Annotated in this window: 11 protein-coding genes; 5 read left to right on the top strand and 6 right to left on the bottom strand. The window is 59.6% G+C overall.

Annotation, left to right across the window (positions count from 1 at the left end):
• The first annotated feature begins 8 nt into the window (after positions 1 to 8).
• Both lon and CAK95_RS27085 read left to right on the top strand, forming a co-directional pair.
• A complete protein-coding gene (gene lon, locus CAK95_RS27090) occupies positions 9 to 2408 on the top strand; it encodes an endopeptidase La (protein ID WP_086091689.1) in 2400 nt (799 codons plus the stop codon).
• A 196-nt stretch (positions 2409 to 2604) separates the two neighbouring features.
• Positions 2605 to 2934: a hypothetical protein gene (locus tag CAK95_RS27085; RefSeq protein WP_086090786.1), complete on the top strand. Its 330-nt coding sequence runs from the start codon at positions 2605 to 2607 to the stop codon at positions 2932 to 2934.
• A gap of 29 nt (positions 2935 to 2963) precedes the next feature.
• On the opposite strand, the gene CAK95_RS27080 is transcribed toward CAK95_RS27085, so the two are convergent.
• The 5 genes from CAK95_RS27080 to CAK95_RS27060 form a co-directional block, all read right to left on the bottom strand.
• A complete protein-coding gene (locus tag CAK95_RS27080; protein WP_086090785.1) occupies positions 2964 to 3944 on the bottom strand; it encodes a 3-hydroxybutyryl-CoA dehydrogenase in 981 nt (326 codons plus the stop codon).
• Positions 3945 to 4180: 236 nt separating this feature from the next.
• A complete protein-coding gene (locus CAK95_RS27075; protein WP_086090784.1) occupies positions 4181 to 5269 on the bottom strand; it encodes an NAD/NADP-dependent octopine/nopaline dehydrogenase family protein in 1089 nt (362 codons plus the stop codon).
• 143 nt (positions 5270 to 5412) lie between these two features.
• The gene (locus CAK95_RS27070) at positions 5413 to 6924 is read right to left on the bottom strand and encodes a class I adenylate-forming enzyme family protein (RefSeq protein ID WP_086090783.1); all 1512 of its coding nucleotides are present in this window, start codon (positions 6922 to 6924) and stop codon (positions 5413 to 5415) included.
• Positions 6925 to 7096: 172 nt separating this feature from the next.
• Positions 7097 to 8368: an acyl-CoA dehydrogenase family protein gene (locus CAK95_RS27065; RefSeq protein WP_086090782.1), complete on the bottom strand. Its 1272-nt coding sequence runs from the start codon at positions 8366 to 8368 to the stop codon at positions 7097 to 7099.
• Complete coding sequence (locus CAK95_RS27060) at positions 8365 to 9180, bottom strand: alpha/beta fold hydrolase (protein WP_086090781.1); 816 nt, start codon at positions 9178 to 9180, stop codon at positions 8365 to 8367. The genes CAK95_RS27065 and CAK95_RS27060 overlap by 4 nt, the downstream gene beginning before the upstream one ends.
• A 276-nt stretch (positions 9181 to 9456) precedes the next feature.
• Between CAK95_RS27060 and CAK95_RS27055 the strand changes: the two genes are divergently transcribed.
• A complete protein-coding gene (locus CAK95_RS27055) occupies positions 9457 to 9888 on the top strand; it encodes an SNARE domain-containing protein (RefSeq protein ID WP_086090780.1) in 432 nt (143 codons plus the stop codon).
• A 44-nt stretch (positions 9889 to 9932) separates the two neighbouring features.
• Here the strand turns inward: CAK95_RS27055 and CAK95_RS29455 are convergent, their stop codons facing one another.
• On the bottom strand, positions 9933 to 10310 hold the full coding sequence (locus CAK95_RS29455) for a hypothetical protein (RefSeq protein WP_147413574.1): 378 nt from the start codon (positions 10308 to 10310) through the stop codon (positions 9933 to 9935).
• A 552-nt stretch (positions 10311 to 10862) separates the two neighbouring features.
• On the opposite strand from CAK95_RS29455, the gene CAK95_RS27045 reads away from it, so the two are divergent.
• Together CAK95_RS27045 and CAK95_RS27040 are read left to right on the top strand one after the other, a co-directional pair.
• Positions 10863 to 12200 (top strand): site-specific DNA-methyltransferase, encoded by a 1338-nt coding sequence (locus tag CAK95_RS27045; protein ID WP_086090778.1) that lies wholly within the window; start codon positions 10863 to 10865, stop codon positions 12198 to 12200.
• Complete coding sequence (locus CAK95_RS27040) at positions 12197 to 12595, top strand: DUF5681 domain-containing protein (protein WP_086090777.1); 399 nt, start codon at positions 12197 to 12199, stop codon at positions 12593 to 12595. The genes CAK95_RS27045 and CAK95_RS27040 overlap by 4 nt, the downstream gene beginning before the upstream one ends.
• Positions 12596 to 12695 lie beyond the last annotated feature (100 nt).

Genomic DNA, 12695 nt, shown 5'->3' with positions numbered 1-12695 from the left:
GCGAGATGATGCGTTCGTTGGAGCAACCCGCCGGGAACGAGCCGGAGAAGACGCCGTCGTCCACGGCAACGCTGCCGCCGCTGCCGGCGGATGCGATGATTATCGTTCCGGTCCGCAACTTCGTACTCTTCCCCGGCACGGTGATGCCGATCTCGCTTGGCCGCCAGCGCTCGATCGCGGCCGCCCAGCAGGCCGTGCGCGAACAGCGTCAGGTCGGCATCCTGATGCAGCGCGAGGCCGGCGAAAACGAACCGCTGCCGATCGACATGCATCGGATGGGCACGGTCGCCAATGTCGTGCGCTATCTGACGGCACCGGACGGCACGCAGCATCTGGTCTGCCAGGGCGAGCAGCGTTTTCAGGTGCTCGAATTCCTCGACGGGTGGCCGTTCTTCGTCGCGCGGGTGTTGCGCCTTCCTGACGTCGAAGGCCAATCGCCCGATCTCGAGGCGAGGCTGGTGCATCTGCGCGGGCAGGCGATCGAAGCACTGGAATTGCTGCCGCAGGCGCCGCGCGAAATGATCGCCGCGATCGGCAGCATTGAAACGCCTGGCGCTCTTGCCGACTTCACCGCCTCCTACATGGATATCAAGCCGGAGGAGAAGCAGGAGGTCCTGGAGACGGTCGACGTCGTCGCGCGGACGGACAAGGTCTCGCGCCTCCTGGCGCAACGCATCGAAGTGCTGCGACTGTCGGCTGAGATCGGCAAGCAGACCAAGGCGGCGCTCGACGAGCGTCAGCGCGAGGTGTTGCTGCGCGAACAGATGGCCGCGATCCAGAAGCAACTCGGTGAAGGCGATGAAGGCAAGGCCGCCGAACTGGCCGAGGTCGAGCAGGCGATCGCCAAGGCCGGCATGCCGAAGGATGTGGAGGATCAGGCGCGGAAGGAATTGCGCCGCCTGCAGCGGATGCCGGACAGCGCCGCCGAATACGGCATGGTGCGCACCTATCTCGACTGGCTGATCGAATTGCCATGGTCGCTGCCGGAAGAAACACCGATCGACATGGCCGAAGCGCGCAAGATCCTCGATGAAGACCATTATGGTCTCGACAAGATCAAGCGGCGGATCGTCGAATATCTCGCCGTGCGCAAGCTCGCGCCGCAGGGCAAGGCGCCGATTCTGTGCTTCGTCGGCCCGCCCGGTGTCGGCAAGACCTCGCTCGGCCGGTCGATCGCGCGCGCGATGAACCGCAAATTCACACGCGTCAGCCTGGGCGGCGTGCATGACGAAGCGGAAATCCGTGGCCATCGGCGCACTTATATCGGCGCGTTGCCGGGCAACATTATCCAGGGCATCCGCAAAGCGGGGTCGCGCAATTGCGTGATGATGCTCGACGAGATCGACAAGCTCGGCGCCGGTATCCAGGGCGACCCGGGCGCGGCATTACTGGAAGTGCTTGATCCCGAGCAGAACAACACATTCCGCGACAATTATCTCGGCGTACCGTTCGATCTGAGCCGGGTGGTGTTCATCGCCACCGCCAATATGCTCGACACCATTCCCGGGCCGCTGCGCGACCGCATGGAAATCATCAGCCTGGCCGGCTATACCGCCTCGGAAAAGCTGCAGATTGCCGAGCGCTATCTCGTTCGCCGTCAGATGGAGGCCAATGGCATCAAGGACGGTCAGGTCGAGATCACTGAAGCGGCGTTGCGCGAGATCATTCAGAACTACACGCGCGAGGCGGGCGTGCGGAACCTCGAGCGCGAGATCGGCAAGGCGCTGCGCAACGCCGCCGTCCGCATCGCTGAAGGCGCGGAGGGTCCGATCACGATCGACAAGAGCGATCTGGCCGATATTCTCGGGGCGCCGCGGTTCGAAAACGAAGTCGCGATGCGCACCAGCATCCCGGGTGTGGCGACGGGCCTTGCCTGGACGCCGGTCGGCGGCGATATCCTGTTCATCGAAGCGACCCGCGTGCCGGGCAACGGCAAGTTGATCCTGACCGGGCAACTCGGAGAGGTGATGCGCGAGAGTGCGCAGGCGGCGCTGAGCATTGTCAAGAATCGTGCTGTGTCTCTTGGCATCGATCCGTCACTCTTCGACAAGCACGACATCCACGTTCACGTGCCGGCGGGTGCGACGCCGAAGGACGGACCGAGTGCCGGTGTCGCCATGTTCATGGCGCTGACATCGCTGATGACCGATCGCACCATCCGCAGCGATACCGCCATGACCGGCGAAATCAGTTTGCGCGGGCTGGTGCTGCCGGTCGGCGGCATCAAGGAGAAAGTCGTGGCGGCGGCGTTGTCGGGCCTCAAGCGGGTCATGCTGCCGGCCCGCAACAAGCGCGATTACGACGATATTCCCGAAGAAGCGCGCAACCAGCTCGAGTTCATCTGGCTGGAGCGGGTGGAAGAGGCGGTGGAAGCCGCGCTCGATCCAGCATCACAGGCTGCGTCGTAAACAACATCGTTGTTGTGACGGAAAGACAATGCGGGCTCCTTAATCGGGGTCCGCTTTTGTTTTGAGCACCAGCACATGACGCGCGGCAATGATAAACGGATGACCTGAATAGAACCTCAGAAAAGGTGCCATCATGCTTCCCGCGTAGAGCGGGATATGCCACAATTCCGGAAGGGGGCATGGTGGAGATTCTCGGATGGGGGACGACGAGGCACTCAACTATATGAACGCCCGCCGCGATTATGAGCGGCTCCGCAATTCCTGGCTTCGCTATGTGCGCGCCGTCAGCGGTGTCGCCGAGGGTCTGCGGGCGCCGGAGCGCTTCTTCATCCTTGCCGATCAATCCGAACCCGACAACGTTGGAACCAATTGGGATTGGTCGGCCTGGCCATCGGCTGATGATCTGCGACAGAGCATGATTGCCCTGAAAAAGGCACGTGATGCTGCGCGCCGGCAATGGGAAACGCTTCCGTTCGCGCGGCAGGCTGAGTTGCCGAAACCGCCGTCGCGGCTCGGAGATCCGTGAGAGCGTCTCTTGAAATCGATGCCTTGCTGCTAAACGACAGGCGGCTTCACCAGATTGAAATGATGCAGCATCGCCACGAACGCTTTCAGTCGCTCAGTGCGATAGGCATCCACATCCATGCCCTCGTAATCGAGAAAGCCGCGCTTGGTCTTCAGGCCGATATGGCCTTCAGCCATGTTGCGCTCGATGATGTCCGGTGATGCATAGCGTGGATTGTCGAGTGCTTTGGTCAGATAGCGGCTGGCATAGAACAGGATGTCGCCGCCGCCCCAGTCGATGAATTCCAGCATGCCCAGCACGGCGAAGCGAAAGCCGAAGCCGTATTTGATCGCCTTGTCGAGGTCTTCGGCCGAGGCGACGCCTTCTTCCACCATGCGCGCGGCTTCGTTCATGGCGAGCGCCTGGATGCGCGGCACGATATAGCCGGGCCTGGCGGCGCAGACGACCGGCACCTTGCCGATGTTTTCCAGGAGCGTCTTGAGACGCTCCGTCACGGCTGGATCAGTATCCTTGCCGGGCGACATTTCGACCAGCGGCACGAGATAGGCCGGGTTCAGCCAGTGCGCATTGAGGAAACGCTCGGGGTGCGCAACGGCGCTGGAGATGTCGTCGACCAGAATGGTCGATGTGGTCGATGCGATGATCGGCGTGGGGCCTGCGAGTTCGGAGGCGCGCGCCAGCGCCTCGCGCTTGAGGTCGAGCACTTCCGGCACGCCCTCGAAGATCACCGCGGCCGACGAGAAAGCGTCTTTCGCATCCTGTTCGCGCACGATGCTGACACGTGAGAGAATGGTGTCGATCTGCGTGGCGTCGAACATGCCGAAGGTTGCGAGGCTTGCCAACACACTACGGATTTCGCCCAAGGCATCAGCTTCGAGCTTCTTGAAGTCGTCCTCGCTGCGCGCCTTGAAGTCCACCACTTTCACGTCGTGGCCGGCATAGGCGAACACCACGGCGATGCCGCGGCCCATGCGTCCGGCGCCGAGGCAGGCGATTGGTTCTTTGGTCATGGCAATGCTCTCTGATGATTCAACATGGGAGCGGTTTACTCGGTGCGCTCCCTCCCGGCCAAAGTCGGATGTTTCCGACTTTGGCTACGTAAACAAGTGACCGAACTCGGGAACACCCGAGTTCGGCAAGGGGGAGGGTTGGGGAGGGGGTCCATCGACGTTTCCAAATGACCCCCACCCGACGCGTTTCACGCGTCGACCTCCCCCTTTCAGGGGGAGGTAAAGAAAGAGAGAGATCAAAACCCATCCCGCAGCAATTGCTGCAAGCCGGCTTTATCGAGATGCGACAGCCCCATCGTCTTCAGCGTGCGCCCGGTCTGCATGAAGTCCTCGCCGACAATGGCGCCGCCGATGGCAAGGAAGCCACGCGCCAGCGGCGTCGGGACGCCAGTGAGTTCGCCGGTCGATGTGAGGAACGACAATCCCATCCGCAGGTCTTCCAGCATGTAGCGATGCTGCGTCAGCACGATGTGCTCACGCCAGTCGCCGGAATCGGTCAGCTTGTCATGCGAGCCGCGGCCATACATCCACTCGTCGCCTTCCTTGGCGTAGTGGTCGGCGAGCGGGAAATGCGGCGCGCCGTAGCCGAGCGCCTCGCGCACGGCGATGCGTTCATTGTCGAGTGCGTCCGTCACGCGGCGGATCGACGGCTGCGTGCCCTCTTTATGAATGTCCCAGCGATCGAAATGCTCCAGCGGTCCGGCATTCATCGTAATTAGCGGCGGATGGATGATGCCGCCGGCATTCATCAGCGCGCCGGACAGCGCGTCGCCGCAATCCTCGATCACGCCGGGAAACGCCTTGTCGATCACCGCCAGTGCGTGGTCCTTGAGGGTCAGCGGAAACACGCCGGTCGGCAGCCGCTTGGCGCGCACGGTGACGGCGACTTCGAACGGCCCGTGCTTGCGCGTCAGCCAGGGCAGGGTGCCGGTCTCGGCAAAGGCCGCCTTGGCCTTGTTGCCGGCCGCTTGCATCGCCTGCGCGAACAGCATGGTGCCGAAGGTGCCGGGCGGCAGATAGATCACCTGTCCGTCGGTGATATGCGGCGCCAGCGTTTTGGCGATATCGGCCTGCGCATGGGCAGGCGCGGGGCACAGGATCAATTCGGCGTCACGCACAGCCTCGGCGATGTCGTTGGTGACCAGCGACAGCACCGCCTCGCGCTGTCCCTGAAAGTCCTTCACCAGAATCTTTTTGCCGGCGGCGTTGTGCTCGGCGACGGCCTGTTTGTCGCGCCGCCATAGCCGCGTGTCATGTCCCGCCAGCGCCATATCGGCTGCTGCGGCGAATGAACCGTTGCCTCCGCCTAAAACTGCAATACGCATTCTGAATTCACTCCGCATTCCGTTTGTAATTCCGCCTCATCCTGAGGAGCGCACAACGTGCGCGTCTCGAAGGAGGGGCGGCCCATCCTTCGAGACGCATCGCTTCGCGATGCTCCTCAGGATGAGGCCGAGAAGGTTCGCTGCTAGTCGCCGCTTTGCTCCCGCAACATGAAGTGTTGCACTTTGCCAAGCGCAGTGCGCGGCAGGCTATCGACAAAGACGAATTCACGCGGGATCTTGAAGCGGGCGAGGTGTTCGCCGACAAAGACGCGCAGTTCCTCGGCGCCAATGCTTTTGTCCTTGTGGCAGACGATATAAGCCACCGGCACTTCCTGCCATTTCGGATCTGCCTTGCCGATCACGGCGGCTTCGGCGACGCAAGGGTGATCGTGCAAAACGCGCTCGACCTCGGCGGGATAGATATTCTCGCCGCCCGAGATGATCATGTTCTTCTTGCGGTCGTGAATATAGAAATAGCCGTCGGTATCGCGCGTGCCGATGTCGCCGGTGTGATACCAGCCATCGCGCAAGGCTTCGGCTGTGGCCTCCGCATTGCCCCAATATTCATAAAGCACGTTCGGGCCACGGATAACGACTTCGCCGGCCGTGCCATGTGGCACTTCGCGGCTATCATCATCGACGATTTTGGCTTCGCAATAGAGGCCTGGCAGACCCGTGGACGTCTTGCGGCTGAGGTCGCCGCCAAGCCGTGTGTAAATCGACACCGGGCCGGTTTCGGTCGAACCATAGACCTGCAATACCGGCAGTCCGCGCCGCTCGAAGCCTTCGATCAAGGGCACCGGCACGATCGCGGAGCCGGTCGAGATTGCACGGAGCGACGATGTGTCGGTATTATCCCATTGCGGATGCGTCAGCACCGCTTGCATCACCGCCGGCACCATCAGTACGAGTGTTGGTCGATCTTCGGCAATGGATTTCAGCATCGTGTCCGGCGCGAAGCGCTGATGGACCGTGACCGTCGCGCCAAGTTGCAAGGCGGGTGTGGTTTGAATGTTGAGACCGCCGACATGAAACATTGGCAGCACTGTTAGAATATGATCGTCCGACCGCATATCATGCAGATGATGACTCATCGCGGCATTCCAGATCAGCGCGTCCTGCCGCAGCACGGCGCCTTTCGGCCGCCCTGTTGTGCCGGACGTATACACCAATAATAGCGGGTTCGAGGTGTCGGTGTGCGGGTTGCGTCCGTCGCCAGTACCGGCTGCAAGCAGGCCGTCAAACGACACCGCGCGATCGGGTGTGAAGTCGAGGCCGACCACCTTGATGTCGGGCAGGGCGGTGGCAAGCTGCGCGACGACGGCGGAATATTCCCTGTCGACCACCAGCACCTTCGCGCCGGAATCCGAAAGAATATAAAGCTGTTCGGGGACCGCGAGCCGCCAGTTCAGCGTCACCAGCATCGCGCCGAGGCGCGCACAGGCATACAGCAGCACGAGATAGTCGGCGTGGTTTGCAGCAAGGATCGCGACGCGATCGCCGCGGCCGACGCCGAGTTCGGATTTCAGTCCGCGCGCCGTCTGTGCGATGCGATCAGCCAACATCGCGTGACTGAGCGTGCGGCCCTCGAAGTGAATCGCGGGCTTGTCCGGCGTGAACGCCGCATTGCGGTCGATGAGATCGGAGAGGTCCATGAAGATTATTTCACAGTGACAACAATTGATCCGTCATCCTGAGGTGCGACCCGGCTCTCGCCGGGGAGCCTCGAAGGATGCACGGACACAATGTCGGGCCGTCGCCCTTCGAGGCCGTTGCTTCACAACGGCACCTCAGGGTGACGGAGCCAATAAGGACACGTCCGCTACATCACTCATCCTTCTCGCCGGGCTCATACAGCGTTTCCTTGCCGAGCCGGTCCATGCAGATTTCAGCGGTCCATGGCAGCATCAGCGAGCCGCAGCGGCTGTCGCGATAGATGCGCTCGAGCGGCAGGCTCTTCAGCATCGCCTGTCCGCCGCACGTGCGGATCGCCTTCACCGCAATGGCGTTGGCGTTTTCCATCACCGTGTATTGCGCCGCATAGGCGCGCATGACGGAATCCTTCGATGGATTGGGACGCGCTTCGCTAATCACCTGGAACCAGATCGCCTTGGTCTGCTCCAGCATCAGCTTCATTTCCGCGACAGCCAATTGCTTGGTCGGGAACATGCGCCGTTTCACCGGTGGCATGCCGGGCAATTCGCCGCGCAGATACGAGACGGTGAAGTCGTAAGCTGCTTGCGCGAGGCCCATGTAAGTCGGTGTCAGCGTGAGGAACATATGCGGCCAACGCAGCACGGCCTGGTAATAGACGCCGGGCGGCATCAGGGCCGCATCGTCCGGGACGAACACGTCCTTGAAGATCAGCGTGCGCGAGACGGTGCCGCGCATGCCGAGCGGATCCCATTCGCCGGTGACGCTGACGCCTTCGGCATTGGCCGGAATGGCGAGATAGAGCGTGTTGCGACGCATCGCTTCTTCGCCTTCGGCCCGGCGCGTGCAGAGCGCGCCGTAATAATCGGCCGAGCCGGAGAGCGAGGCGAAAATCTTTTTGCCGTTGACGATATAGCCGCCGTCCACGGGCCGCGCTTCGGTGCCGAAGGCAACGGCGCCGGCGGCGGCAGCGCCGCCTTCGGAGAAGGGCTGGGCATAGACTGCGCCATCATCGAGAATGCGCCGGTAATGCACTTCGCGGCGCTTCAGATGCGTCGCGCGCTCATCGGCCGGCATGTCCATCTCGTCGGAAATCGGACCCGACCATAGTGTCGAGCAGACATGCATGTTCCAGGACAGGGCGGTGGCGCCGCAATAGCGGCCGAGTTCGGAAGCAGCGAGGCTGTAGGTCTGATAGTCGGCACCGAGGCCGCCATACTCCTTCGGAATGCAGATGCCGAGCAGACCTTCCGGATGCATGTCGCGGAAATTCTCGATCGGGAAAGTCGCTTCACGATCATGCTTGGCGGCGCGGGGTGCCAGGACCCGCTTGCCGAAGCGGCGGGCCTTCGCAAGCAACTCGGCCTGCGCATCTGTCAGCCTGAATGCGTCTGGCGCGAAAAGCGGCGCATCGGTGTCGATCTTGTCGACGTTCATCACATTCATTCTGCAGCACTCCGTGGCGTGACGTCGCGAGGCTCGCTTCGCGTGGGAAGGGCCTCGCGCAGGAAATCGAGGACCGCGGCATTGAAGGCGGCCGGGTTCTCAAGGTTGGGAAGATGCCCGAGACCGGGCAGGAGGGTGAATTTGGCGCCAGGGATCTTGGCGGCCATGCGCTCCATCATCTGAGGCGGAGCATTGCGGTCGAACTCGCCGACGAGGCAGAGCGTCGGCACTCTTATTTGTCCGAGGTTCGCACGTTCTTCGAACATTACGATGGCCTCGACGCAGGCCTTGTAGGTTGCGGCCGGCGCCGCCGCCATCGAGGCAATGGCCGCCGCCTTTCCTTGAGGATCGGGCGCTGGGCCTATGATTTCATTAATCATTCCGGCTGCGAGCTCACCCATTGTCTTGCCGGAACGCAGCGGCGCCAGGCGGTCGGCCACGAACTTTTTCTGAAAATCACCATCGGGACGGCCAAAGGCAGGACTTGTGCCAACCAAAATAGCCGCCCGGTACTCTTCCGGCCGCCGCCGCAGCATGGTCTGGACAATCATACCGCCGAGCGAGTGGCCAATGAGCACCGGCCGATCAAGCCCGGCCCTGGCAATCGCAGCCTCGACGTCATCGGAAAATTGTTCAAAATCAATGTGTTCGATAGGGGGGCGGCCGCCATAGCCGGGCAGATTCAGGGGCAGGGGCTGATAGCCCGCTGCAGAGAACGCCTCCAACTGAGGCTGCCAAACGTGTGCTGAACCGCCCACGCCATGAAGAAAGACGACCCCGATTGGGCCGGTTTGCGGGCTTTGTTCTGCCATCCTCGGATCAGATCGTCTGCGATTGTTCTGTGTTGGGCGGCATCCTAGGGGGTCATTGCTGCGCAATAAAGCTCTGGTTTGAAATCGTATTTTGCCAAAATACCGCGCGAATGCCCTGTGCCCCCATCACTTGCGCTTAATCGCAGTCACGAGTGCCCGAAGCCAGGCGCCGCAAGCACACCTATAGTCCTTTTAGTCCTCTAACAGACGCGTCGGCAAAACCGAGGCGGGGTGAGGCAGGTTAAGCGGACTGCGAGTGGAGTGCGGAATAGCGTCATGCGTGAAATAAAAGCCTTGCTCATTTATGTGACAGGCGCTGCGTCTCTTGTCCTGGGAGTTCTGGCATCGGCGCATTGGGCGTTGAGCGAATATCATTCTCTTCTCCCTGTGGAAACGGAAAGCCAGACGACGGCTGTTGCCAGCCAAGCCGAAACTGCCGACGATTCGAGGAGCGCGGATAACCCGTTTCGTCAGCCCATATGGATCGAGCCAACGAAAAGATACATTTACACACCAGCGCAGGTCATGATCGTCAAACCCGATCCGACACCGCCTGTGACGACGATGCCAAAGCCTCAGGGAAGGGCCGCTGCAAAATCGGCGCGGTCGCGTGTTGCTATCAACAGCGAGGCGCGTCGCGCTTATGGCTCGAGCGGACAGGCACAACAGCTATTGATTTTGCCGCTTCAGCATCAGGCGCCCAACTGAAAATTCGCGCACCTGATTTTTGAGTCCTTCACGTGGAGGCGCGCTCAATGCAAATACCGATGGTCGCATCCGACCTTCGCCGGTGGGCGATGCAATGTGTCGATCAGGCAAACGATTCTCGCTCGAGCCATGAGGAACGCGAGCGGCTGATGAAGATACGAGAAGGCCTTCTGGCGCTCGCAGATAATCAGGATTGGCTCAATGGCAGAGTTGCGAACGTCTCGGAAGAGGCGAGCAACATTCTCTCCATCGATTTCGGCAAGCCACGGCAGGTTTGAGTTGGAGATGGCTCTGTCATCACCTGTTGCTAAATAGCGAAACCGACCGTCCCGGCCACTGTCTATGGTCTTGATATCAGGGATATTTACAGGGGTATTCCAGAAAAAAAGCCGCTTGTCATTGCGCGTGCGGAAGAAAATCATCGGGAATTCAGAGTCTTAAGCCGACAGAGATTAGAAAAATAACAGGGGCTGACGCTGCCAAAAACAGGGGCTCGGGATATGCGTAACAGAACCTCAAGATAATGGACATCAGGGATATTGCGTTCGCGTTCTTCGTGCAGCATGGGGATTAGTTCTGGGGTGAGGTGTTACGCGCAAAATGCGTCGCTGCGGTAACGCGATCACATGTTAGCTTTTTTTAAACGAATCTCGCCGTACAGTTCTACATCTTTTCCATTCAGCCTCGGGATGAGGCGGCGACGCGGGATGCGGAGCGAGTGGAGAGATGAAGGGCGGGACGCCCTCAGCAGAATGACGGTCGAGATGTTCGTTGTTCTGGTTAAGTTAAGTGCCGTTGGGCGGGACGCCTGACACGACTGGGTGCCTGAGGGATTCAGGATCCAGGCAAGATTATCCCACAACATCTGAGCGTGATGCTCCAGGAGGACTGGTCTTGGCCTGCGCCGAGCCCAAGCCGAACGTCGTGGGATATTTGTGACGCGATCCATCTCATTCCCCACAACGAGCCCTCAGATGCACAGCCTTCAAATTGTACAGACGCCTCTTCATGCGCTTCGAAAGCGTGAGCGCAATGCACGAACACATTCGAAAAAACAAATACGCCAGATAGCGGCTTCAATTCAGCGTTTTGGCTTTAACAACGCGATTCTCACGGACGATAACTTGGAAATAATCGCCGGGCATGGCCGATTTGAGGCCGCGAAGCTATTAGGGCTAACGACAGTGCCGACCGTTTGTTTGTCCCATCTCAATGAAGCCGATCGTCGCGCATACGTGCTTGCCGATAATCAGCTGGCGACAAAAGCCGGCTGGGACAAAGAAATCCTGGCTCTCGAATTGCAAGGGCTCATTGATTTAGGATTCGAAGTCGAATTGACCGGTTTTGAGACCGCGGAAATCGACATCATCCTCGACATCCAGAACGAGGCAGCAGGGAGTGTTGTCGAACCGGAGGATCAGCAGGTTGAGCCCGGTGTCTTCGCCGTTAGCCGACCTGGAGATATCTGGGTCCTCGGGCGCCATAGCGTGCTTTGCGGCGATGCGCGTTCTCCTGCTTCATATGCAAGTCTGCTTGGTGACGAAAAGGCCGATTTGGTCTTCACCGATCCCCCATACAATGTGCCAATTGATGGAAACGTTTGCGGGCTTGGGCAAATCAAGCACCGCGAATTTACAATGGCCTCAGGAGAAATGAGCGAAACCGCTTTCACCGAATTTCTAAGATCAGCACTCGGTGAAGCGAAACGTGTCTCGCGTGATGGCGCGCTTCATTATGTGTTTATGGACTGGCGCCATCTCCATGAGCTTTTCACCGCGGGGCGGCAAGTCTACGACGATATCGTTAACCTTTGTGTTTGGAACAAAAGCAATGCAGGGATGGGCTCGTTCTACCGATCAAAGCATGAGTTGGTACTGATCTTTAAAGTAGGTGAGGCGGCGCATACCAATACGATTGAACTTGGCAAACATGGTCGCAATCGATCCAATGTTTGGGATTATGCGGGCGTAAACTGTTTCGGTTCGAACAGGCTTGACGAGCTTGCGATGCACCCAACGGTCAAACCGGTTGCGTTAATTGCAGATGCGCTGAAGGACGCTTCGAAGCGATCTGAGATCGTGCTGGATCCATTTTGCGGCAGCGGAAGTACAATCATCGCAGCCGAGAAGGTGGGTAGGCGGGCGCGCGCAATTGAGATCGATCCGGCCTTTGTTGATGTGATCGTTCGCCGTTGGCAGACCTATTCCGGGAAGAGAGCGGTCTTGCAAAAGGACGGGTTCAGCTTTGAAGAAGCCGAAGAGTGCCGTCGCGCGTCGGCGTCTCAACACCAAAACTGTGAGGTGGCCGCATGAGCAAGATCGCGCGGGCGGACTACAATACTCGTTTCAAAAAAGGCCAGTCCGGGAACCCGAATGGCAGGCCCAAGGGACGGAGAAATAATGAGTTTTTGCTGAGGGAAATTCTGTTCAAAGAAGTGCGCGTTACGGAAAACGGCAGAGTAAGGACCCTCCCTAAGATTGCTGCTGCCGCAGAGGTTTGCTTGAACAATGCGCTAAAAGGCAACTTCAAATCGTTCTGTAAGATGCTTGAAATTGCGGAGAAGTATGGGCTGCTGGAGAAACCCTCAATGATTCCGCAAGTGCTTCAAATCCAACGCACATTTGTTGATCCCAGGCATCCTGAATTAAACGGTCCAATTGAAGAGTACTTCAAGAAGAAGGAGAAGCTACAATCCGAGGGTGAATGACCGGGCGTATTAAAGATGGCTAGGGATCAAAGCAGGCGTTCTGATCCACAAGGACGATGAAGAGACCCTGTTCTATTACTCTCGATCGTCAGTCATCAGG

This window comes from Pseudorhodoplanes sinuspersici, assembly GCF_002119765.1.
In the GTDB taxonomy this organism is placed as follows: domain Bacteria; phylum Pseudomonadota; class Alphaproteobacteria; order Rhizobiales; family Xanthobacteraceae; genus Pseudorhodoplanes; species Pseudorhodoplanes sinuspersici.
The sequence above is the reverse complement of the archived record's forward strand: the minus strand, read 5'-3'. Positions and strand labels throughout refer to the sequence as shown.